The sequence below is a fragment of the Streptomyces sp. NPDC047515 genome, assembly GCF_040643055.1.
GTDB lineage: Bacteria > Actinomycetota > Actinomycetes > Streptomycetales > Streptomycetaceae > Streptomyces.
This window is the reverse complement of record NZ_JBEYTM010000042.1, coordinates 12,316-34,044: the sequence shown is the minus strand read 5'-3', so window position 1 is coordinate 34,044 and position 21,729 is coordinate 12,316. Positions and strand designations below refer to the sequence as shown.

The window sequence follows — 21,729 nt, the reverse complement described above, 5'->3', positions numbered from 1 at the left end:
GGGCGGGTCTGACAATCCCGGCAGCCGGACCGCCGTGCTGCCGGGATTGTCAGACCCGTCCCCCACAATGGGAGGACGGATCGGGAGTTCGGATCAGGGTGCCGGGGCAGTAGGCCGGATCCGGCACGCGGACCCGGAAGCCGGATCCGCATGAGGGAAGCGGGTCGCGGGCCGGGCAAGCGGAGCCGGGGCCGGGGAAGCGAGAGCCGATCGGGTACGCGGGAGCGAGGCCGGGGAAGCGAGAGCCGGTCGGGTACGCGGGATCCGGGCCGGGAACGCCGGATCGACAAGCAGCGACATCACAGCCGCGCGGCCGCGTCGCACGACAGCCGTGCGGCCGCACATCACCGGAAGGGCGATGACCCATGACCGTATGGGACGACCTGGTCGGCCAGGATCGGGTGCAGGAGCAGCTCGGTGCCGCCGCTCGGGACGCCGATGCGCTGGTCACCGCCGACTCCGCGGGGGAGCCGGTGTCTCCGGGGTCGAAGATGACCCATGCCTGGCTGTTCACCGGGCCACCGGGTTCCGGCCGGTCCACGGCCGCCCGAGCCTTCGCCGCCGCACTCCAGTGCACCAGCCCCGACCGCGCTCTGGGCGGCGCACCGGGCTGCGGCTTCTGCGACGGCTGTCACACCAGCCTCATCGGTACGCACGCCGATGTCGAGGTGGTCCGTACGGATCTGCTCTCCATCGGTGTGAAGGAGACCCGCGAGCTGGTCCGCCGCGCCCAGCTCTCCCCGGCCGTCGGCCGCTGGCAGGTCATCGTCCTGGAGGACGCCGACCGGCTCACCGAGGGCGCGGGGAACGTCCTGCTGAAGGCGGTCGAGGAGCCCGCGCCGCGCACGGTGTGGCTGCTCTGCGCACCCTCTCTCGAAGACGTGCTGCCCACGATTCGTTCCCGCTGCCGTCACCTCACGCTGCGCACGCCGCCGGTCGACGCGGTCGCCGATGTGCTGATCCGGCGTGACGGCATCGATCCGGAGCGGGCCGCGTCGGCCGCCCGTGCCACCCAGGGCCATATCGGCAGGGCCCGGCGCCTCGCCACCGACGAGAGGGCCCGTTCCCGTCGGGCCGCCGTACTCAAGCTCCCGCTGCGGGTCGAGGACATCGGAGGCTGTCTCAAGGCCGCCCAGGAGCTGATCGACACCGCCACCGATGACGCCAAGCAGGTCTCGGAGGAGGTCGACGCCAAGGAGACGGAGGAGATGAAGGCCGCGCTCGGCGCAACCGCCGGGGGACGGATGCCGCGCGGCACGGCGGGGGTGATGAAGGAGCTGGAGGACAGACAGAAGCGCCGCAAGACCCGTACGCAGCGTGACAGTCTCGATCTCGCGCTCACCGATCTGACCGGTTTCTACCGCGATGTGCTGGCCATCCAGCTGGGTTCGCGGATCGCCATCGCCAATGCGGACGCACAGGACGCCCTCGACCGTGTCGCCCGCTCGTCCACGCCCGAGCGCACGCTGCGCCGGATAGAGGCGGTGATCGCCTGCCGTCGGGCGCTGGACCGCAATGTGGCGCCACTGCTCGCGGTGGAGGCGATGACGATGGCGTTGCGCGCGGGCTGACGCCACTCGGCACCGCCGCTTATCAACTGCGGCTCGGCACTGCCTGTCGTCAGCTCCTCTTATCGCCGCTTTCACCTGTATGGGCGAAGAATCGGGCGAGCCGCCACGCGGCGACTACGCTCCGGGGATGGACACCAGGCGCCCGTTCCGCACCTTCGCCATCGCGCTCGGCACTGCCGGCCTCCTCATCTCCGGCTGCAGCAGCGGAAGTTCGACGAACGCCGTGCCGTCCTTGTCCTCGCCGCCCGTCCCTGCCGCGCTCAAGGCGTATTACGCGCAACAACTGAACTGGCGGGACTGCGGCGTCGAGGCATTCCAGTGCGCGACGATGAGGGCGCCGCTGGACTACGCCAAACCGGACGGCGGCGACATCGAACTCGCCGTCTCCCGCGCGAAGGCCACCGGACCCGGCGAGCGGATCGGCTCCCTCCTGGTGAATCCGGGTGGCCCCGGCGGCTCGGCCATCGGCTATCTGCAGGGTTACGCGGCCATCGGCTACCCCGCCCAGGTCCGGGCCCGCTACGACATGGTCGCCATCGATCCACGCGGCGTGGCCCGCAGCGAGCCCGTCGAATGCCTCACCGGTCCGCAGATGGATGCCTACATCCAGGTCGACCAGACCCCGGACGACGCCGCCGAGGTCGACAGGCTGAGCGCCGCCTATCAACAGTTCGCAAGCGGCTGCGAGCGGCACTCCGGCAAGATCCTCCCGCACGTCTCCACTGTCGAGGCGGCCCGCGACATGGATATGCTGCGGTCTCTGCTCGGCGACGAGAAGCTGCACTACGTCGGGGCTTCGTACGGTACATATCTGGGCGCGACGTACGCCGAGCTGTTCCCCGCCCGGGTCGGCCGGCTGGTCCTGGACGGCGCGATGGACCCGTCTCTCCCGGCTCTCGACGTCAACCGTGACCAGACCGCGGGCTTCGAGACCGCGTTCCAGTCCTTCGCCGCCGACTGCGTGAAGAAGGCGGGCTGCCCGCTCGGCACCACCTCCACCGCCGACGCGGCCACCCGCCTCAAGCGGCTCTTCGCCGACCTCGACGCCAAGCCGGTCCCCACCGGCGACTCCCGCGAGCTCACCGAGTCCCTCGCCACCACGGGGGTCATCGCCGCCATGTACGACGAGTCGGCCTGGCCCCAGCTCCGCGACGCCCTCACCGGCGCCGGGAAGGGCGACGGCTCCGGCCTGCTCTCCCTGGCGGACGGCTACTACGAACGCGAACCGAACGGCACGTACGCGAACCTGATGTTCGCCAACACCGCCGTGAACTGCCTGGACCTGCCGCCCGCCTTCGCTGATGCCGATGCCGCCGCTCGGGCACTTCCGAGCTTCGAGAAGGCGTCCCCGGTCTTCGGCAGGACCTTCACCTGGGCAGCGCTGAACTGCGCCCACTGGCCGGTCCGGCCCACCGGCACCCCCCACCGCATCGAGGCGAAGGGCGCGGCCCCGATCGTCGTGGTCGGCACCACCCGCGACCCGGCCACCCCCTACAAGTGGGCCGAGTCCCTGGCCGGCCAGCTCTCCTCCGGCACCCTTCTCACCTACCGCGGTGACGGCCACACGGCGTACGGCCGAGGCAGCGACTGCATCGACACGGCGATCAACACCTATCTCCTGGACGGCACCCCGCCGGCCGACGTCAAGCAGTGCTCCTGATCCCGCCCGGTCCGACGCCCGACCTCCCGCCGATCCTCACAGACTCGCTGCTGACCTGCGAGAACGGTCCACAGCCGGGCTGGTGCGGAGCACCCCGGAAACTGTGTAGACTTGGCGACGCTGCTGATCGCACCATGGTGCGACAGGGCGTGCCGCCTTAGCTCAGTTGGCCAGAGCAACGCACTCGTAATGCGTAGGTCTCGGGTTCGAATCCCGAAGGCGGCTCTGTGGAAGCCCCAGAACTCACTCGCCGTGATCTGGGGCTTTTGCTTTTTCCGCCCCCCGCGTCGGCCGACACAGCCTCCCCCATTCGTGCCACCAAATCCAAGGGGTGCGCGAGGGGAGCGCATGAGCGCAGAGCCTGTGCAGAGGGGTGCGCGCGGGAGGGCGCGCCATCGCCGTAGAACGGTCCGGTCACATCACTTGGCGATTACGCCAGTTTTGTGGAAAGGCTCCAACGTCCGCTTCTAGGCTGGGGACTGTGGCAGAGCTGATGGACCTGGTTCCGTTCAAGACCCTCGTGACCCAGACGAGTGCTGTACTGCTGACCCGCGGCGTCGAGGTGGAGTCGACATCGGTTCAGGGTGTCGCGGCCTATCTCGTCGAGACTATGGCGCGGCAGACAAGAATGGATCTTGAGGAAGCAGTCCACCTGGTGACCCCGGAAGCCGCTGCCGAGATCATCATGAAGGCGGCGGCAGAAGACGATCAGGGAGCCGCCGGTCCTCATGCGGTACGGCCGGTACGGATCGACGACCGCACGGTCAGCGCGCCCGTCGAGTCGCTGGGGCATCTGGTCACGGCAGCCGCGCAGGCCGGGAAGTACGCGAGCCTCAACGATGACGGTGCGGCAGCAGCGCATCTCCTGGACCTCGCGACTGAGATCGGCGCCGCCCTCGTGAAGCGTCATGCCGATGGGGCCGCGGCGATTCCGGTGGGGGTGCTCGACGAGCTGGCGGCGTTGGTGGACAGCGTGGCCGACCGCGTGGAGCAGGAAGGCTGGAGCATCTGTCCCTGCGGGGAGGAGCACGGCCAGGACGAGGTGGATTTGGGCACCGTAGCGGTCATGCGTCGCCATGCCGCGCTCGCCCGCGGCCTGCGCGAGCAGGCCGCCGGATGATCTCGAAGCCCAAGGTGACTGTTGGCCCGGAGCAAGGCGACGTGGAGCAGGTGTGTCAGTGTGGCCGCGAGGCATCGGCCGACTCTCGGTTCTGCCGATTCTGTGGCCGTGACCTGCGCGGAAAGTCGCTCTGCCGCACCTTGAGCTTGTGCTCCGAGTACACCTTCGGGCGGTTGTCCCACGGCCATCGGAAAGGCCAGGCACCCGGCGAGGTGGGGCTCACCGAACATCATCTGACGACTATCAGAATGGAGCACGCGGACCGCGTGGCAGTCCACTGGTTCACGGGCACTGAGGAGGCCGTGAACGGTGCGGACTGGGAATGGTGGTTCTATGCCGGTGACATCGGCTTCGGCATGCGGATCCAAGCTAAGCGCGAGGAGTGGAACGGTAGTTACAAGCTTCGGTACCGGCCCAGCAACGGGAGCCTGCAAAGCGACCTCCTGATCGAGGACGCTGTCGCCTCGGGGTGCTTTCCCGCCTACGTGTTCTACAACCGTCGGAGCTGGCAGTCAGACCTCCTGCCGGGGGCGCTGGCGGGCTGCGGCCACGGCCCCGTTGGCGAACGACAGTTTGGGTGCACCATCGCCTCTGCCCTCGTCGTGCAGCGGACCTTGCTCCTCAGCCGGGCCAGCACTTCGTACGTGAAGGACCGGAGCCTGCCGTGGCACCGTCTTCTGTGCGATGAGAATGAGTCCGAGGGCCGGAGGGCGGAGGCGCCGTATCGGCGAGTGAGGGACCTTCACCGGGCAGCGGTCAAGGAACTCCAAGTCGCCTTGAACGAGGAGTACGGTCCCCTCACGGTGAGGCCTGACGTGCCGTCGCGGCCCGCTAGGCCCAGGGCCAGTGGGCGAGTTCAGCCCACTGAGACCGAGGATGTTCGGCGAATGGAACGGGACGTCCTCGACCAGGAACTCGGCTTGGCGGGGGCCGCCGGCGAGCAGCCTCGCGACTTGAGGCAATGGCCGCTGTACCGGCGCATGGAGGAGATCGCGGAGCGCCCGCCATCCGAGCTGCCGAACCGCGTGCGAGGCATGATCCTTGGAGATGACGCCATCGCTCCGGATGAGCGAGCCGCTGGTGCTGTTCTCGTGAACCTCGCAGAGGATGACTGAGGGGCTCTCCGTGGAGGAGAACCCCTCAGTGAGTCCAGACGCACCCGAGCTACGCGGTGTGTGCTTCCTTCTGAGCAGCACCGCAGGTGCACTCGCACGTGCAGAGGGGCGAGGCGCCGATGGCGGGGGCGCGTCGAGCCGCACGCTGCTCGATCAGTGAACGGATCGCGCGGGGAGCGCGGGGCACGAGTTTGACCACGGCCTCCGCCGCCGCGCGTGCCAGGTCGTCGAGGACGGACTGGTAGATGTCGCGCGTGATGCGGGTGTCGCTGTGGCCCAGCGTCTCCGAGACGACCTTGATGTCGACGTCGGCGGCCAGCATCAGCGTCGCGGCACCATGGCGCAGGTCGTGCAGGCGGATCGGCGGCAGACCGGCCTCGTCCACGAGCCGCTCGAACAGGTCGGAGATCTTGCCAGGGTGGAGCCAGGAGCCGTCCTCCTCGGTGAAGATGCGACCGGTGTCCTTCCAGGCGTCACCCCACTTGCGCTTCTGCTCCGCCTGCGCCGCCTTGTGCAGGTCCAGGAGTTCGACCGTCTCGTCGTCGAGTGCGATGGACCGGATGCCGCTGTTGGTCTTCGGGAGACCTTCGAGGACGTCCCAGCCGTCCTGGATGAGCTGGGTGGCTATCTTCAAGGACCGCGACTTCTTCGAGAAGTCGATCCACCGCGGACCACAGCCCTCGCCTCGGCGCAGTCCACGGAAGGCGATCAGGCGCCACATGACCTCAAGCCGGTGCCCGACGATGTGGTCCAGGAACCTGCCGGTCTGTTCCGGAGTCCAGACCATCACCGGGCTGGGCTTCTCGCCGGTGGCTAGCCAGTGAGCGACCCGCTCGTCGGTCCAGACAAGTGCCTTGGGCTTGGTGCCGGGCTCCAGCTCGACGTGCTCGGCCGGGTTGTAGTTCGGGATGATCCGCTGCGCTATGGCGGTGTTGAGCGCTGCGCGCAGGGTGGCCTTGATGTGGTGCTGCGTGTTGACACTCGTGACTCGGCGGAAGGGCGGCATCTGGTCGATGGCGGCCTTCAACCACTTGCGGCGGGCCCGGTTCTCTGGGCCCTTCCAGGGGATGGTGTCCAGTTCCTCAAGGGCTGCGCGCCGCTGGGCGTTCTGCTCCTGGATCTCGATATTCGCCTCGTTGATGGCGTCGAACATCCGGTCCAGGTGCGGGACGTTGAGCTTGTCGAGGCGCACCTCGCCGAGGTGGGGCTTGAGATGGACGCGGACATCAAGTTCGTACCGCTTGTAGCCGCTCAGGCGCAGGCGCTTCTTGCCGCCCAGCCAGAGGTCCAGCCACTCGGCCACCGCCATCTTGGAGTTGAGAGCCTGCCCGGCGGCCAGGCGACGACGAGTCTCGTCGTAGTCCGGCAGGGGCTCCTTGCTCTTGGTGCAGGCCTCCAGCATGTCGCTGATCGCCAGCTGGCCCGAAGGATCGTCCTCGTCGGGTATGGCGAGCAACGCGCGGACCTTGTTGAGCTCCTTGGTCGCCTCGGCCGAGGACTCGAAGCCGCTGCGGCGGAACTCCCGGCGGGTGCCGTCGGGCCGGTTGGGTAGCTCGTGTCGTATCGCCCAGGTGCCGTGGCGCCGATTGGCGAGCTTGGGGCACGACCTGCCGTAGTTCTTGCCGGTCTCTGGGTTACGGCACGAGCAGCGGCGCGTGACGGTGCCGCCAGACGTGGTGGTGCTTGGCAACGTTAGTCCTTGGGGTTGTCGACGAACGTGAGGTCGGTGGGGAGATCGGAGGGAACCAGTCCGCGCTCCCGCATCGCGTCGCGGAACTCGCGCAGTTCTCTGCAGTCGTCGAAGGCGAGCTGTTCGTACGAGGCTGCGGTTTCCAGGAGGGCGTCGCGACGGGTGGCGTCGAGCGTGATGCTGGCTTTCCGGCGCCGTTCCTTCGCGAGCCGGGTGGATGCCAGGGCGGTGGTCACGGAGTCGCTGTGGGCGCGGTAGGTGTCGAGCACGTCCCGGGCGGACCCTTCGGGGGCGGGCTTGTCGAGAGGGGTCTCGCCGGTGAACCAGGAGACCGCTTCCCACGTCGGGACCTCCCTGCCGGGGAGCACGGCCACCGAGGCATCGGTGCCCAGAGGAAACAGCAGACTGACCGGGGGCACCTGGTAGGCCTCGGCCAGGACGAGGAACTCCGCCAGGTCGATCGAGCTGCGGCGTCCGGTCTCCAGGTTCGTGATCGTCGTCTTTGGGACCGCGAGGCCCAGGGAGGCGCACGCCTCGGCAGCCTCCGCCACGGTGAGGCCAGCGGCCTTACGGGCCCGGCGCATCTGCTCGGCGACGCGGGCTGTGAAGCTCGGGGACCAATCGTAATTCGTCATAGATGCAACTTACGTCGTTAAAATATGTGGCCGCAATATTCGTGATATTCGTTCTGCGGTCAGAACAACTTTTGCCGATGGGATGCGTCATGGCTGCGTGCAAGGCTGTCAGGGGAATGGCTCGCGAGGAACTGCTCGCTCTGCCTGTCGCTGTCGACCTCGACACGGCGAACAAGGCACTGACGATCGGCCGCAGTACGGGTTACGCGCTGGCGAAGCGGGGCGAGTACCCGGTCACGGTCCTCAAGCTCGGCAACGCGTACCGTGTGGTCACTGCGGAGCTGCACCGGCTCCTCGGGATCGACCTGGCACAGGCTGCCGAGAGTGCTGAGGTCTGCTCGTAGCTGAGACGCTTCGGGTACCCGCCTCTTCCGGGGATGCCGGGATCCCTTTCCAGGGTTACCAGTGCGCTGACGAAGAAACCCAGTGCGCGGTACGCCCAAGGTGCAGATAGTTACTGCATGGATGCGATTGGCGCCGCGCGCGCTGTTGTCGAGGAACACCACCCTGACGCTCGGGCGGCGTTCCTGGGAGGCAGCGTCTTGACGGGGCGCCGTGCGGCGACGTCGGACCTCGACATCGTGGTGCTCCTGCATGGGGCCCCAGCCCCGTACCGTGCAAGCTTCCGGCACGGCGACTGGCCGGTGGAGCTGTTCGTGCACACCGAGGCGAGTTGGTACGCGTACGTCGAGCGAGAAGTACGCAGGCGCCGGTCACCGCTGCTCTCGATGTGCGCAGACGGGCTGCTGCTCTTCGACACCGATGGAGTCGGTGCCTGCCTCGCTGCTGAAGCCCAGAGGCTGGCCGCCGCGGGACCGCCGACCGTTTCGGCCGAAGAGATCGATGACCGCCGCTACGCGATCACCGACCTCCTCGACGATCTCTCGGGGAGCACGGACGGAGGCGAGCGGCTGTTCATTGCCACCGAACTGGCGCGGCGAACCGGCGAGTTGGCACTGGCCATTGGTGGGTCTTGGGTCGGAGGCGGGAAGTGGCTGGCACGTCGTCTCGAGACCACGGCACCAGGGCTCAGCATGCGCCTGCACCACGCCGTTCGTGAGGTGCTGGGGGGTGAGGTCCAGCCCCTCGTCGGTGTGGTGGACGAGGTACTGGAGCAGACCGGCGGCCGGTTGTGGGAGGGCTACAAGCGCGGCGGCGGAACGCCATGAGCGGCTCGGCTACCAGTGCCTGCTCGTATTCGTGACCGTGAGCGGACTCGGATCAGGCCGGGTACCCTGCAGCCTCGCTCGGTACTCGGCGGAGGCGGGCGGGGCGCAAAACGGGTCGAGAGAGGTGCTGAGGCGCTGGCACCCTGGGGCGATGTTGTTCAAGCTCACCGGGTCCAGCTGCTCGGGCAAGACGACGCTCGCCTACGCCGCAGCCAGCAGGATCAGGCAGATCGTCGTGCACGACTTCGATGAACTCGGCGTGCCGGAGGACGCCGACCTGCACTGGCGCCATCGCATGACCGAGATGTGGGTGCGACGCGCGCTGGAGTACCAGGACTGCGGAATTGACTGCTCACCGGGCAGTCGCCCTTGGGCGAAGTCCTCGCAGTGCCCTCCGCTCCACTGCTGGGATGGCATCGCCGTGTGCCTGGTCGACGTCGCCGACGAGGTCCGGCGCGTTCGGCTTGCCGAGCGCGACCCCGGTCGGTGGGACGCCCCGGCGGTCGATGCCTTCCTCGGCTGGGCAGCGTGGCATCGGAAGCACGCTCTCGACCCCCGTCACCGGCCCGACGTCGTCATCGACAAGAGCTGGCCTGAGATGGCTTGGCACCGCTGGATCGGGTGGCACGCCGGTGATCCCCGATGGCGCACTCAACTGCTCGACACCACGGATCAGCTCGTCACGAAGTCCGTAGACCAGGTCGAGCGGTGGATCACTGAGCAGCGCGACGCGCATCAGGCCGGCCAACTCGCCCTGAGGCGAGGCTGGGCTTCTTGATCCGTTCGAGCTGTCCGGACGGGCTATTGACGATCCAGCTCCGGGCCGACGCCGAGCGAGGGTGCTGTCCCGTCCCATGACCACCGAGTGCGGCCATGGCAACGCGCCTACCAGCCGTGTCGAGGGCAAACAGAACGGCGCCGACCCGGACGGGGGCGCCGCCGGCCATCCCAAGCTGAGCGTGCCTCAGGCATTCCGGTGGTCATGCCGGCCACGGTTCGTGTGTCACTTCGTGTTGCCGATGACACTGCGGGCTGCGAGGCGGAAGTCCTTGACTGCTTGGTAGAGGATTCGTTCTCGTTCGGCAGCCAGGGTGGTGTCCTCGGCTTTTTGGGTGGTGTCTCCCGCGTGAGCGTTCTCGGCCATCCGCCGCATGACGTGGGAGAGGTCGCTGGAGGCGTGGGCGACTCGTTCGGTGACTTCCTCGAGGGAAACCGGTCCCTCGAGGATCACGACTTCGGCAGCGCGGTGGACCTCGCGGGCCAGGGCGATGAAGCGGCGTATCCTCTCGTCGACATCGGGTAGGTCAGGGTTGTCCGGACGCAGCGCGTCGAGGATGGCGTCCATGGCGATGTCGCGGTCATGGAGCGCGCTGAGGTGGTCGGCGTATGCGTCGCGGCGGCGCTGACGACGCCACTGATCATGTTGTGCCCGTGCCTGTGCCCGGCCGCTGACGATCGCGGTGCCAAGCGTGGCGACAGAGCCGACACCGGCGCCCAGCAGCGCGGCGAGCCCTGCGTCCATGGGCCCATCCTGCCGTTGTGGTCGTTCGTCCAGTGCGCCGGGGCTGCGGCGGTGTTCCGGTTCCGGCGCCAGGTCGACCGCGTCCGCACGGGCCCGTCCGTGATCGAACAGTGCGTCGCCCCGCGCGGTCAGACACGCGCACAACTCCGAGCGGAGGCATGACACTTCCACGAATGCATCCGGCAGGACACCCTGGTGCCCAATCTCGCGACCACGGCCTTCGTGCTGATTCTCTGCCTCTATGACGGAGTGCAGGATCAGACGAAGGCCGCGTTCACGTCTGCCGAATTGCGAAGACACAGGTCAAGCTCGAGCTGCGCTCGACGCCGAACCCCAAACGGTTAGCCAATCTCAGACGTCGATGCGGGCGACCTTGCGACCCACCTTGAGGTAGAGCTCGACACCGTCGAGTGCTCCGACCTCGTTCACGACCGCGCTCAGCGCCTGCTGGACGGAAGCCTCCGTGAGCTGCGTGGTCTGCTGCTCTCCGTCCGACTCGCGGATGAAGCGGAGGCCGTTCTGCTGGGCCACACGGCGCACGGCGGAGATGCTGGGAGCGAAGTCCAGCGTGCGGCTGATCAGCGCCCCGAGCGTGTCCTCGGCGTGGTCCTTCAGGGAGACGACAGGGAGGTTCTGGGTGTCCCCGAAAGAGCGCTTGGAGAAGCGCGCCGTGAACTCCGCGCGGGTGGCGGCAGCGGCGTCCAGGCCGTGGAGAGCGGCCACCACTTCGCCTGCAAGGATCCGCTTGATCGCCATCGGGTGCGCGGTTCCCTCCTCCAGGCGCTTGGTGACCAGGCGGATCTCGTCGTCCGTCCACTCGGTGAGCAGCTGGAGGTACGGCTCGGTGAGGTGGTCGGGGATGGACATCAGCCGGCCGTAGACGTCATCAGGCGACGCCGTCAGGCCCACGTAGTTGCCCTTGCTCTTGCTCATCTTGGCGCCCGTGCCGTCGGTACCCTCGATGAGCGAGGTGGTGATGACGACCTCGGGGGTCTGGTCCGAGATCTCCATGACCTTGCGGCACATCTGGAGGTTCAGCAGCTGGTCCATGCCGCCGAGTTCGACATCGGCGTCGATGGCCACCGAGTCCCAGGCCATGACGACGGAGTAGACGAGCTCGGCGATGGATAGCCCGTGGCCCTCGGCGAGCCGGGTGCGGAAGTCCTCGCGCTGGAGCGACATGGAGACCGGGACCCGGGCGAGAACCCCGACGAGCTCCGGCAGGGTGACCTTGTTCAGCCACTCGCCGTTGAAGCGCAGGTCGGCCCGCTCGAAGTCGATGAACGGTGTGACCTGCTGCTGGTAGCCACTCAGGTTGCGAGCGATGTCCTCGTCGGTGAGGGGCGGTCGCTCCGAGGAGCGTCCCGACGGATCGCCGATCTTGGCCGTGACATCGCCGATGATGAAGACGACGTGGTGGCCCATCCGCTGGAACCGGCTGGCGATGATGATCGGCACCGCGTGGCCGAGGTGGACATCGGGCGAGGTCGGGTCGATGCCGTACTTGACGACGAACGGACGTCCCGCCGCCTGCGCGGCCTCGATCTTCTCGGCGAGTGCCGCGGCCGAGGGGATCAGGTGGTTCGCGCGCCCCTCGACCAGGGCAGCCTGCTCCTGGGGGGAGAGGTCGGAGAGGTCGAGGGAGCGCCGTGCTTTTGTCTCGCCGAGCAGCTGCGCGGCCGTATAGTCCGCGCCCAGGTCCGCTCCATCGAGGATGTGCATGACACGGGTGACGGACTCACTCAAACGGCTCATGGCGCCTATACGCTCCTGCGTCGGACAACTGGCCTGACCAGTAGTGGGATTGGAAGCGGCGATTTTATCATCGCCACCTTCGGTACATCGTCGGATTGATCATGAATGACCCGGTTGTTCCGGGCCCGCCGTCAGCGGCACCAGCGGCCGTCCCGCGACCGTACTGGAGAGCGACCGGAGCCATGGCTTTATTGGGTCACGGGAACGGAGCGTGCCCATGAGCATTCCTGGAATGAGGAGCATCGCGGACAGGCGCTTCTCCCGCTGCATGGCGGATTCCACCCTGTGGCCGAAGGCGAGCGTGCGGAAATGGCAGGAGATCCTTCGTAGCCGGCGACGGTTCGCCCACGCGGGAGGATTCCCGTACATCGCACGGAGACGGTCCGAGAGCGCGACGCAGACCTCGGCCCGGTAGTCCTGTGAGACGCCGGGCGTACCGCGGTCGGTCATGCTGCGGGGGTGGACCCGATAGAAGGTCAACGGATCCCGGAGGGCGATGCCTCGGCCGGCCTCGCGCAACGCGTGGAAGAAGATCTCGTTGCTCACCGGAAGGAGGCTCAGGGCAGCATCGCGGTGGACCACCAGCGTGCTCGTGTTCCCGCCCGGGTGCGGCTCCTTCAACATCCGGTTCCCGTCGGAGTCGACCACGTGCTCCCAGTGCTCGATGAACAGCGTCCCACCCGTCATCGCCTCGGCGCATGTACGCAGCTTCGACGGGTGGAACCAGTCGTCGGCGTCGAGCGGAGCCACCCAGTCACCGGTGCTGGCGAGAAAGGCGTCGGTCAGGGTCTGTCCGAAACCCCGTTGGTTCCTCCGAATGACCTTGACCTTGTCGTTTCCCCCGTGGCGCAGGCACACCTCTTCGGTCTCGTCGACGGAACCGTCATCGATGACGATCACCTCGTGCAGGACGAAGTCTCCGGGTTCTTGTTCCAGACAACTCGTTATGGCCCGATCGAGATACCGACCGTAGTTGTGGCACAGGATCACGCACGAAATACGAGGCGGGCCGTTCATCGGTCACCTCCGTACACGCGGGCGTATTGCCGCAGAATCACCTGATGCTCCTGAGTCCTGTAGTCGAGGAACTCACGATCCAGACGGCGTGGCCTGGAGTCGAGCCGAGCCGCCGCGTTCTCCAGCGCGGTCAGGAACTTCTCTCCGAAGAGATTGGGGTGCCCCTGCGACCAGTCGAACCACTCAGGCTCCTCGACCAGCCCCTTGTGCTGCTCGTACTGATCGGTCAGGTGTCCCGTGAGGGAGCAGACCGGGAGCAGGTTCAGGTCGAAGGCCAGCTCCAACTGGCCGGAGTGGCTGCCCCAGAGGTAGGGGAGCAGCAGTGCGTTTGATGCCAGGCCGGCTTCGACCACTTCCTCGTCCGTGGGATACGGGCGCATGGTCAGGCGGATACGGGCATCGCGCCGGGCCGTCTCCAGTAGCAGCGGAGCGCGGCCTCCATCGGCGAAGTCGGCAGGGCTGAACGCGCGCAGAAGGACGTGGAGGGTGCTATCGGGGTCCGTGATCCCCAGACTCCAGTTGACCAGGGTGGATAACTGGTCCCGGCTGGCCCGTGAGGCCCCGAACATGAGGTACCGGGACGAGCCGCTGGACTCGCGCTCCAGGCCGGCCAGTTCCTCCGGGGCCGCGACGTACCCGTGGGGGACGACGGCCGCGTCGGGACGCTCGCCAAGAACCTCGGTCAGCTTGGTGACAGAGCCTTCGGTGAGGCAGACCCAGCCCACCTCGGCCGAGTGGAGCATCCGCAGCCGTGTGGTGAAGTCCTCGGCGCTGCCGACCATGGGCCGCGTGTCGTGGGCGGTGAAGACCACCTTCACTCCGTCGCCCAGGCATGCGTCGAGCAGACGCTCCAGAGTGGCGGGGTCCTCGAAGTCGATGTGGTGCAGGTGCAGGACATCGAGCCATGTGAGAGGGGCATGTTCGAGGAGCCAGGTGGCGTTGACCGCCGCCGGCACCGTGTCGCCGCCGGGGATCTCCGTTCCGTTCAGGATGTGGAAGTCATGGCTCCGCAGCTTCCACGCGTATGGGGTACGAGCCGGGAGGTGAACGACACGCATGCTCTCGGACCGGGGAACCGCTGTCACCGTTGTTCCCCCTCCGTCTCTTCCGCGCCGACGAGGAGCAGCTGGGTGGAGAGGCCGTTGGAGGCGTCGTCGCTTCGCGTGAGCTCGGCGTGGTGGATCTCGAAGTCCGACGCCTTCAGCAGCGCCTGGAACTCGTCGCTCGCCCACTCCCGGACATGGCTGGGGTTGCGGGGTGGTCCGGGAGTGCCGTAACCGCTGCGGCACTCGCGGGCAGGCGTGGACAGCACGGCGGCGGCACTGCCCTCCAGGAGGAGGCCACGGATCAGGGACAGGGCCGGAACCGGATTCACCAGGTGCTCGATCACGTCGGAGCAGACCACGATGGACCGGCGTACGAGGGCGGGGTCGACGGGCAGACGCTCGGCCGATTCGAGATCGACCTCGATCCACTCGCCGAAGGGGTGGTTGTCGCGGCACCACACGAGGTTGTCCCCGAAGTCCACGCCGATGAAGGACCAGGCCGGGTACTCGTAGGCCAGCGACGCCAGCTTGCCCGCCCGTCCGCAGCCGATGTCGATCACGACATCGCGGCCGAGTTCCTTGGCCCGGGCGGCGGCGTAGGGGTAGACATCGGGCTGCCAGGTCACGGTGTCGTCAGTTTCGTCGAGGAAGTACTCCACTTGGTTTTGGCTGCGGTAGCCGCTCCTGATGAAGTAGGACTCGGCGTCGCCGAGGGGCGGGCGGGCGGTCGTGGTGTCTGCGTGCACGGGAGACTCCTTGCTTACTTCGGCCAGTGGGAGAACAGCGAGAGCATCCGCTCGACCAACTGCTCGCGTACGGTGTGCCATTCGGTGCTGCCGTCGCGGCGCGCGGCCGAGGCCCGGGCGTACTCCCGGCCGTCGACCTCGGGCAGACACGCGTACATCTGGAGGAGCGCCGAGCCGTCGTCGGTGGGAGACGTGTCAGTGTCCGCCCTGAGCAGGGGCCGGATGTCCTCGGCGCACATGGAGGCATCGATGCCGGAGCCGGGGATGCTCTTGCTCATCTTCGGGAGGCCGCCGAGGCCCGGGATCATCTTGGTGTAGATGCCGGACAGCCGTTCCGCGGGCAAGCCCCAGCGTTCCGCTCCGCGCCGGGCGAGGGCGACGTACTTGTGCTCGTCGACTCCGAGGGAGACCAGAACGTGACGACCTTCGCGGAGGAGATGTACGAAGTCCGCGGCCATGAGCAGGGTGGCCTGCTTCATGCCGTAGTTGAGGTGGTCGAAGACGCCGTGGTTGCGGTAGAGACCGGCGAGGTCCTCCTCCGCCCACTGGAAGTCGTCGTCGTCCAGGTGGCGTGACAGCAGGAACGCGGTGGCCAGGACGTCGGTTTCGCCCTCCTGCCTGCGCAGCACACCTCGCTCGGCGTCGAACCCGAGACGCAGGACGAACTCCTCGTACTTGTCGGCGAGTCTCCGTACCGAGTCCAGGGGCGTACGGCGGGCGTTGTAGGAGTCGAGATCGCCCAGCACGATCTGCACGTCGAGCCCGCACTGCTGCAGCTTGACGGCGCGCAGCAGTTGGAAGAGGGTGCCGGCGTGGGGTGGCCCCCCGAGTCCGACCCCCGTGGTGACGATCGTGGGCTGGCTGTCCGCGACCGCCTCCGCGAACTGGCGCGCTCCGGTGTGGCACACCCATTTCGTGTGCAGGTCGTCGGGGCTCATCCCCGCGAGGCCGAAGTCGATGGCGCCGAGCCCCAGGCGTTCGTAACTGTGCTGGTCGATGACGCTCTCGTAGTACGCGGTGTCGAACTTCATGCGATTCCTTCCAGCTGAGTCTGCTCACGGAGGGCGAAGGCCCGACGGACCAGCGGCTCGAACCCCTCGACCAGGAGGTCCCCGAGCACGGCGTTGCGAGGTGCCGCGACGCTGCCGAGGTCCGCCGTGACCGTTCCGTCGGCGAGGACCCACACGCGGAACGGGTACGGGTCCTCGGGGGCACGCGTCGGCTGGGCGTAGATCGTCACTCCGTTGACGTCTCCGCGAACGTCGTCCACGGCATGTACGAAGTCGTCCCGCTCGAAGCCGTAGATCTCCGCCTTGCGCGTGTTGGCGCGGCCGATGGGGCGGTACTGGGAGATCAGCCAGTACTCGACGTCCGTCCGCTGGGTCACTCCGGAGATGAGCCGCGCGAGGCTCGGCAGCTGCTTCACGGAGCCAGCCGTGGTGAACGTGTTGAAGGCGAGCCGCCGCTGGTCGGAGGCAAGGAACTCGACGTTGGAGAGGAAGCGTGCGAAGTACCCCTGCCCGCGGAACCAGTCAGCCGTCTCGGAGTTCGGGCCGTCGACCGCCAAGGAGTACACGGTCACGTGATCGCGGACGCCGGCATAGCGTTCGCTGAGGAGCAGCCCGTTGGTGTGGAGGTTCGTCTCGAAGCCGACCTCGGTGGCGTGCTGGAGGGCGACCCACAGATGGTTGTCGTACGGCATCACGGGATCGCCACCCGTGAAGACGCACCGATGGGCCTCGGACTCGGAGCGGACTCGGTCGATGACGCGACGGACCGTATCCGCGTCGGTCTGGACCCGGTTGCGCTCGCGATAGCAGAAGCGGCACACGCCTGGTGAGGCACTGGTCGGAGCCAGATCCCAGGCATTGCAGTCGGTGTTGAGGACGAGGTGGATGATCGGGAGTTCGTCGTGCGTCAGCATGGCGTCGCCTCCTTGATGTCCGGGCTCACCAGGACGGCCGTCGGGGAGATGCCCCGCAGGAGTGAGCGGAGCTGGTGCGGGGCACCACCGGTGAGCCGTACGAACCGCTGGAGTGTGTCCAGTCCCGCGCCCGCGTCAATGATGGTGAAGGCCTTGTCGATGCCGGACTGGATGGTTGGGACCACCTCGGACATCGCCATGAGCAGGGCCGCGTTGAGGGCGACCGCGTTCCGCGCCTCACTGGTGTCCCGGCCGGCGAGCACGCGGATCGCGGCGGCGACGTTTTCCCGGGGGTCCTCGTGCTGGGCGACGGACATCAGGTCCTGCGGCATCGAGGCCGCGCCCCTGCGGACCTCGTCGTCGAAGGCCAAGTCCTCGTCGCCGGCGCTGATGCGGCAGGCCCGCACGGTGCTCCCGGGGATCAGCTCGTCGACCTGGACCGCGTGGCCGACGCTGGAGTTGACGACCGTCACGTCCGGCAGGCCGAGCCGGGACAGCAGCCGGGCGGAAGCACCGACCGCGGGGTGGGAGAGGCCGTACACGTAGGCCGGGCAGGTGACCGGGCTGAGGAGGGCGGGGAACGCCAGGCTGAGGGCGTGTACGGCCTGGAACCTGCCTCCGTAGCGCCGGTCGAACTCGGGTACGCGATTCTCGATGGAGAAGAACCCGAAGCCGACCTCCGCCGTGATGTCGACCATCTTCTGGTGCGGCACCGTGTCGCTCGTCGCCCCCACGAGGTCGATGAAGTCGCGCGATCCGGTCTTCGACGACGCACTGCGCGAACCGAGTTTCGCGACGTGTGCTCCCCCGGTGGCCGCCACCAGTGCGGCGGCGCTGCTGAGGTTGATCGTCTTGAAAGTCTTTTTCCCGCTGCCGGTGTAGCCGACGAACCGCATGCCCGCCGGCGGCTGGTGGAAGTCCCAGCCACTCCGGTCCAGAGCCGTCGCGGCCCGGACCGCGGACTCGACCTCCTCCAGCCTCGGCCCCCGCAGGAGCAGCCCGGTGAGGACGCTTCCGAGCATCACGTCCCGGGTGTGGCCCTCCGGTAACGCGAGAATGCTCGCGATGCCGTCGTGGACGTCCTCGGGTGCGATGTCGGCCGGCGAGTTGATCTTCTGGGCCAGCAATGGCGTTGTCACTGCCACGGCGTCGGCTCCTTTCCTTCAGATATCGGACGTGAGCAGGACCTTGAACGGGCGATGGCGGGCCCCGCTCTTCAGGGCCGCCAGCCCCTGCGGCAGGTCGCTCAGAGGGAATCGGTCCCGGGTCATCAGGGCCGCCCAGGCGCCGCTTTTCGCGAGGACGTCGATGGCGTCACGGAAGTCGTCGTGGCCGTCCGCGCGGCAGTACGAGAAGGAGCCGCGCAGAGTGATCGAGCGCCGGAAGACGTCCCGCAGCGGGACTGAGAGAAGCACCCGGGGTGCGTAGGCGTTCTGTACGAGAACCGTTCCGCCATCACGAACGGCGCCCAGCGCCTGGCGTATGGGGGAGTCGCTGTCGCCGGACGCGGCGTCCACGACGACGTCGCACGGCGGCAGGTCGGCGGAGTGGAGGTTGATGTGCGAATCGAGGACATAGCTCAGCTGGTGCGACCGCGAGGGCTCTCTGACCAGCATGTGGACCTCCCACCCGGCTTCCGCCGCGCAGACCGCCGTGCACACCCCGAGGACGCCGCCCCCGATGACGCCGAGCCGCCCCAGAGGCGTCCGGAGACCGCAACGAACTCCGTGCAGTGCTACTGCCATCGGATCGGCAAGAACGCCGTGCGCGGGATCGTGCAGATGGGGCAGCGGAACGACGTTGTCGCGGGGCACCTTCACGGCGTCGGCTAGACCCCCGGGAAGGTCCCATCCGACGCGTCGCAGCTTCGGGCAGAGGTGAACGTGGCCGCGGTCGCAGTAGGGGCACGAGCGGCAGGGCACCAGCGGGTCGACCGCGACCCAGTCACCCGTTTCCGTGCCGACCCCGACGATCTCGTGCCCGGGGTACCAGGGCTCCGGAAGCCGCCCCTGCCAAGGGTGATTGAGCTTCGCGACATCGCTTCCGCATAAGCCCGTGTACCGGATCTCGACGATCGTCGTGTTGCCCATCGGGTGCATGTCCACCGGCGCGGGGAGCTGGCGGAGGGCACCGCTTTCAACTGCCCATGTGTACGGGAGGTTCATCGGTCCCTCCACGTACTCAGTAAGGAGGGGAGGGCCTCCACCTCGGGTATCGCCCTGCCGGACCAGGCGGTCTCACCGAACGCGAGGCCATGCGGCCCGCCCCGGCGTTCCACACGCACTGCACGCATTCCCGCGCGCTCCGCGCCGGCCAGCTCGTCACCGCCGCCGTCGCCGCAGTAGAGGGCCTGGTGCGGGGCGATGCCGAGTGTTCCGAGCACCGCGGCGAAGAGCTGAGGAGCGGGCTTCACCGCGCCCACCCGGCAGCTGAACACGGCGGCGTCGAAGTACGACGCGAGATCGCTGCGGCTCCATGACTCGGCGATGTCGGGGGATGCATCGCTGAGGACGGCCAGCATGACTCCGCTGTGCCGAAGCTCCTTCAGGGCCCGCAGGAGAGTGGCGTCGGCCTGGAGTCGCTCGTGGGCGAGTTGCGCCAGGAGCCGTTCCAACTCATCCACACGGGAAGCGGGAGCGCTGCAGCGCGCGACGAGATGTGCCGCAACCTCGGCAGTGGTCCGCAGCCGCCCGTCGTGCCTTGCCTGCCAGCTGTCGGACAGTGCCGAATCGGCGGCCGCTGAGGATACGCCCAAGACCTCGGCGAACTGATGGGCGGCGGTACTCCGTTCAACTGCGCTCGGGGCTTCGACGAGTGTGCCGAAGAGATCGAGAATCACCGCGGTCAGCCTTGGAGTCTGAACTGCGGAACTCCGCATCAGCGAGGTGCCAAGCAGTACGTCGCTCACGGGGTGTGTGCTGATCGCGGACAGGCTCGTCGACAAGGTGGTGCTCGTCGGCGGATATCGCATGGCGAGGCTCCATCAGTAGAACGGCGATCTTGTGCGGAACCCAGTCCTTCGTCCGGCTGGGTATCTGCGAACCCGTCGACGAGCTGGTCGTCGAGCGAGGGGAGTGCGGGTGCCCTCCGGGGAACTGGCCTACGGGCGACGTGCGTTGTGTACAGAACAATCCCACCGGGAAGGACGCGCGAGCGGACAGACTGTCCGTGCTTTCTTGGTGCACAGGTCTTGACACACGCACTGGATCTCGGTAATGCGCGCGGCGCTGGTGAGAGGGTGGTAGGCGAGGGGATTTGCGTGATTGATATCGAATTCCACGCTCTTGCGTGCAGGGGCCGCCGGATGTCCGAGCGTGCACCGGCCCGACGACGTTGCTGTTAACACTTGGCGAGCAGCTCTGTGGGACTGGACATTGTCCGTACGCTGAGCGCAGTGCTCCGTCGCGAAGGGATCGATCCACCGATGAGTGAAAACCTGACGCTGGGAGACCGTCTCCGTATAGCCCGCCGGACACGGAAGCTGTCTGCCGCTCAACTGGCACAGAAGGTCGCGATATCGCCCAGCTACGTCCAGAAGCTGGAGTCCGGCGCGCGAAAGGCTTCGCCTTCACTGGTCCTGGCGCTCGCCAAGGCACTCCACTTCGGCCCCGAGGTCCTCACCGGCCAGCCGTACTACGGCGAGCCGGAGGCCGAGGACGGGGTGCACGCGGTGATCCCGGATCTCCGCAGGATCATGCTGTGCTACGACACCCCGGACGAACTCGAGATCGCCCCCAGGCCGCTGGTGGTCCTGGCGTCCGAGGTCGACCAGGTGGCCGCTCTCCGATGGGACGCGCGCTACGCCCCCATGGGGCCGCTCCTGCCGGCCGTCATCACGGAGCTGACGCATCTCGCCCTCACCAGCCGCAACGGCGACCAGGCCAAGGCGTTCTGGCACCTTGCCCGCGCCTACCGGGCGGTGAACTCCCTGGCCCACAAGATGGGGCATCACGACCTGTCCAACACGGCGCTGGAGAGGGTGCGGTGGGCGGCGGACCGGTCCGGTGATCCGCTGATGAAGTTCACCGCCGGATATCTGGTCGCCGGTGCGATGCTCCGCCAGGGGGCCTACTCATCCGCTCGCCGCAAGCTCCAGGCGCTGCGCCAGGAGCTCGAACGGCTCCAGCCGGAACGCTCCTTCACCGACGACGCGCTCGCGGTCGACGGCGCGCTGCTGCTGAAGCTGGCCGTACTGGAGGCCAGGGAGAACAACCCGGACCGAGCGGACGACTACCTGCGCGAGGCCGAGGCCGTGGCCAGAATGGCCGGCAACCGCGACTCCCTCGCCTACGAGATGTCCTTCGGGCCGACGAACATCCGCATCCACGAAGTGCACGCCATGATCGACATGGGGGACACGGAGCAGGCTCTCGCCCGCCTCACGGAGTGGTCCGACGTGACAGGCGAGGAGTGGGCACCTCCGGCTTCGACGGTGGGCGAGCGATCGAGCCACCACTTCATCGATGTGGCCTCGGCGAAGCTGGCCATGGGGGACAGGGCGGGTGCGTTCGGGGACCTGCGTCGTGCGCGTAAGGTCGCCCCCAATCACACGCGATTCCACCCCTCAGCTCGCGAGACGGTCGCGGCGCTCCTGAGGATGGACGCGCATCCCTCCAACGAGCTGTCTGCATTCGGAAGTTGGGCGGGAGTTATCACAACCTGACGGTAAGGCAAGGCACTTCGCGAAGAATCCCACGGACAGACTGTCCGCGCACGGAGCCGGCAGAGTGGAAAGGTCTCCTCACAGATGGTTCTGAGG

General features: G+C 67.7%; 20 protein-coding genes and 1 tRNA gene. 9 read left to right on the top strand and 12 right to left on the bottom strand.

Features of this window, described 5'->3' with window-relative positions; translation table 11 throughout:
* The first annotated feature begins 365 nt into the window (after positions 1-365).
* The 5 genes from ABZ826_RS28205 (at position 366) to ABZ826_RS28185 (ending at position 5,466) form a co-directional block, all read left to right on the top strand.
* Positions 366-1,571, top strand: a complete 1,206-nt coding sequence (locus tag ABZ826_RS28205) for a DNA polymerase III subunit delta' (protein ID WP_361454113.1) — start codon at positions 366-368, stop codon at positions 1,569-1,571.
* A 127-nt stretch (positions 1,572-1,698) separates the two neighbouring features.
* Positions 1,699-3,231: an alpha/beta hydrolase gene (locus tag ABZ826_RS28200; protein WP_361454110.1), complete on the top strand. Its 1,533-nt coding sequence runs from the start codon at positions 1,699-1,701 to the stop codon at positions 3,229-3,231.
* 151 nt (positions 3,232-3,382) lie between these two features.
* Positions 3,383-3,456, top strand: a tRNA-Thr gene (locus ABZ826_RS28195).
* Between the two features lie 256 nt (positions 3,457-3,712).
* Complete coding sequence (locus tag ABZ826_RS28190; RefSeq protein ID WP_361454107.1) at positions 3,713-4,351, top strand: hypothetical protein; 639 nt, start codon at positions 3,713-3,715, stop codon at positions 4,349-4,351.
* The gene (locus ABZ826_RS28185; RefSeq protein WP_361454104.1) at positions 4,348-5,466 is read left to right on the top strand and encodes a DUF6615 family protein; all 1,119 of its coding nucleotides are present in this window, start codon (positions 4,348-4,350) and stop codon (positions 5,464-5,466) included. Before ABZ826_RS28190 ends, ABZ826_RS28185 begins: the two co-directional genes overlap by 4 nt.
* A 49-nt stretch (positions 5,467-5,515) precedes the next feature.
* Here the strand turns inward: ABZ826_RS28185 and ABZ826_RS28180 are convergent, their stop codons facing one another.
* Both ABZ826_RS28180 and ABZ826_RS28175 read right to left on the bottom strand, forming a co-directional pair.
* Entirely contained in the window at positions 5,516-7,156 is a 1,641-nt protein-coding gene (locus ABZ826_RS28180) for a tyrosine-type recombinase/integrase (RefSeq protein WP_361454101.1), read from the bottom strand.
* Positions 7,157-7,158: 2 nt separating this feature from the next.
* Positions 7,159-7,791, bottom strand: coding sequence for a helix-turn-helix domain-containing protein (locus tag ABZ826_RS28175; RefSeq protein ID WP_361454098.1), 633 nt, complete (start codon positions 7,789-7,791; stop codon positions 7,159-7,161).
* Positions 7,792-7,907: 116 nt separating this feature from the next.
* On the opposite strand from ABZ826_RS28175, the gene ABZ826_RS28170 reads away from it, so the two are divergent.
* The 3 genes from ABZ826_RS28170 to ABZ826_RS28160 all read left to right on the top strand — a co-directional run bounded on the left by ABZ826_RS28170 (position 7,908) and on the right by ABZ826_RS28160 (position 9,738).
* Positions 7,908-8,135, top strand: a complete 228-nt coding sequence (locus ABZ826_RS28170) for an integrase (protein ID WP_361454095.1) — start codon at positions 7,908-7,910, stop codon at positions 8,133-8,135.
* A 117-nt stretch (positions 8,136-8,252) separates the two neighbouring features.
* Entirely contained in the window at positions 8,253-8,960 is a 708-nt protein-coding gene (locus tag ABZ826_RS28165; protein ID WP_361454092.1) for a nucleotidyltransferase domain-containing protein, read from the top strand.
* Between the two features lie 151 nt (positions 8,961-9,111).
* A complete protein-coding gene (locus ABZ826_RS28160) occupies positions 9,112-9,738 on the top strand; it encodes a hypothetical protein (protein ID WP_361454089.1) in 627 nt (208 codons plus the stop codon).
* A 225-nt stretch (positions 9,739-9,963) separates the two neighbouring features.
* On the opposite strand, the gene ABZ826_RS28155 is transcribed toward ABZ826_RS28160, so the two are convergent.
* From ABZ826_RS28155 to ABZ826_RS28110, 10 genes are all read right to left on the bottom strand, one after another.
* Positions 9,964-10,482: a proline dehydrogenase gene (locus ABZ826_RS28155; protein ID WP_361454086.1), complete on the bottom strand. Its 519-nt coding sequence runs from the start codon at positions 10,480-10,482 to the stop codon at positions 9,964-9,966.
* 351 nt (positions 10,483-10,833) lie between these two features.
* Positions 10,834-12,237, bottom strand: coding sequence for a tyrosine--tRNA ligase (gene tyrS / locus ABZ826_RS28150; RefSeq protein WP_361454083.1), 1,404 nt, complete (start codon positions 12,235-12,237; stop codon positions 10,834-10,836).
* Positions 12,238-12,336: 99 nt separating this feature from the next.
* Positions 12,337-13,254, bottom strand: a complete 918-nt coding sequence (locus ABZ826_RS28145) for a glycosyltransferase family 2 protein (protein ID WP_361454080.1) — start codon at positions 13,252-13,254, stop codon at positions 12,337-12,339.
* The gene (locus tag ABZ826_RS28140; RefSeq protein WP_361454077.1) at positions 13,251-14,312 is read right to left on the bottom strand and encodes a hypothetical protein; all 1,062 of its coding nucleotides are present in this window, start codon (positions 14,310-14,312) and stop codon (positions 13,251-13,253) included. Before ABZ826_RS28140 ends, ABZ826_RS28145 begins: the two co-directional genes overlap by 4 nt.
* Positions 14,313-14,335: 23 nt before the next feature.
* Complete coding sequence (locus tag ABZ826_RS28135) at positions 14,336-15,046, bottom strand: methyltransferase domain-containing protein (protein ID WP_361454074.1); 711 nt, start codon at positions 15,044-15,046, stop codon at positions 14,336-14,338.
* A 14-nt stretch (positions 15,047-15,060) separates the two neighbouring features.
* Positions 15,061-16,077: a hypothetical protein gene (locus ABZ826_RS28130; protein WP_361454071.1), complete on the bottom strand. Its 1,017-nt coding sequence runs from the start codon at positions 16,075-16,077 to the stop codon at positions 15,061-15,063.
* Positions 16,074-16,970, bottom strand: coding sequence for a radical SAM protein (locus ABZ826_RS28125; RefSeq protein ID WP_361454068.1), 897 nt, complete (start codon positions 16,968-16,970; stop codon positions 16,074-16,076). The genes ABZ826_RS28130 and ABZ826_RS28125 overlap by 4 nt, the downstream gene beginning before the upstream one ends.
* Complete coding sequence (locus ABZ826_RS28120) at positions 16,964-18,115, bottom strand: hypothetical protein (RefSeq protein WP_361454065.1); 1,152 nt, start codon at positions 18,113-18,115, stop codon at positions 16,964-16,966. Before ABZ826_RS28120 ends, ABZ826_RS28125 begins: the two co-directional genes overlap by 7 nt.
* Before the next feature lie 18 nt (positions 18,116-18,133).
* Complete coding sequence (locus ABZ826_RS28115) at positions 18,134-19,135, bottom strand: alcohol dehydrogenase catalytic domain-containing protein (RefSeq protein WP_361454063.1); 1,002 nt, start codon at positions 19,133-19,135, stop codon at positions 18,134-18,136.
* On the bottom strand, positions 19,132-19,848 hold the full coding sequence (locus ABZ826_RS28110; protein ID WP_361454179.1) for an HAD-IA family hydrolase: 717 nt from the start codon (positions 19,846-19,848) through the stop codon (positions 19,132-19,134). Before ABZ826_RS28110 ends, ABZ826_RS28115 begins: the two co-directional genes overlap by 4 nt.
* Positions 19,849-20,394: 546 nt before the next feature.
* Between ABZ826_RS28110 and ABZ826_RS28105 the strand changes: the two genes are divergently transcribed.
* Positions 20,395-21,633 (top strand): helix-turn-helix transcriptional regulator, encoded by a 1,239-nt coding sequence (locus ABZ826_RS28105; protein ID WP_361454060.1) that lies wholly within the window; start codon positions 20,395-20,397, stop codon positions 21,631-21,633.
* Positions 21,634-21,729: the final 96 nt, after the last annotated feature.

Coding starts and splice junctions, on each gene's coding strand:
- ABZ826_RS28170 (WP_361454095.1), top strand. CDS start 7,908: ATGGCTCGCGAGGAACTGCTCGCTCTGCCTGTCGCTGTCGACCTCGAC.
- ABZ826_RS28105 (WP_361454060.1), top strand. CDS start 20,395: ATGAGTGAAAACCTGACGCTGGGAGACCGTCTCCGTATAGCCCGCCGG.
- ABZ826_RS28115 (WP_361454063.1), bottom strand. CDS start 19,135: ATGAACCTCCCGTACACATGGGCAGTTGAAAGCGGTGCCCTCCGCCAG.
- ABZ826_RS28200 (WP_361454110.1), top strand. CDS start 1,699: ATGGACACCAGGCGCCCGTTCCGCACCTTCGCCATCGCGCTCGGCACT.
- ABZ826_RS28145 (WP_361454080.1), bottom strand. CDS start 13,254: ATGAACGGCCCGCCTCGTATTTCGTGCGTGATCCTGTGCCACAACTAC.
- ABZ826_RS28130 (WP_361454071.1), bottom strand. CDS start 16,077: ATGAAGTTCGACACCGCGTACTACGAGAGCGTCATCGACCAGCACAGT.
- ABZ826_RS28185 (WP_361454104.1), top strand. CDS start 4,348: ATGATCTCGAAGCCCAAGGTGACTGTTGGCCCGGAGCAAGGCGACGTG.
- ABZ826_RS28110 (WP_361454179.1), bottom strand. CDS start 19,848: ATGCGGAGTTCCGCAGTTCAGACTCCAAGGCTGACCGCGGTGATTCTC.
- ABZ826_RS28165 (WP_361454092.1), top strand. CDS start 8,253: ATGGATGCGATTGGCGCCGCGCGCGCTGTTGTCGAGGAACACCACCCT.
- ABZ826_RS28125 (WP_361454068.1), bottom strand. CDS start 16,970: ATGCTGACGCACGACGAACTCCCGATCATCCACCTCGTCCTCAACACC.
- ABZ826_RS28160 (WP_361454089.1), top strand. CDS start 9,112: ATGTTGTTCAAGCTCACCGGGTCCAGCTGCTCGGGCAAGACGACGCTC.
- ABZ826_RS28175 (WP_361454098.1), bottom strand. CDS start 7,791: ATGACGAATTACGATTGGTCCCCGAGCTTCACAGCCCGCGTCGCCGAG.
- tyrS (WP_361454083.1), bottom strand. CDS start 12,237: ATGAGCCGTTTGAGTGAGTCCGTCACCCGTGTCATGCACATCCTCGAT.
- ABZ826_RS28205 (WP_361454113.1), top strand. CDS start 366: ATGACCGTATGGGACGACCTGGTCGGCCAGGATCGGGTGCAGGAGCAG.
- ABZ826_RS28140 (WP_361454077.1), bottom strand. CDS start 14,312: ATGCGTGTCGTTCACCTCCCGGCTCGTACCCCATACGCGTGGAAGCTG.
- ABZ826_RS28155 (WP_361454086.1), bottom strand. CDS start 10,482: ATGGACGCAGGGCTCGCCGCGCTGCTGGGCGCCGGTGTCGGCTCTGTC.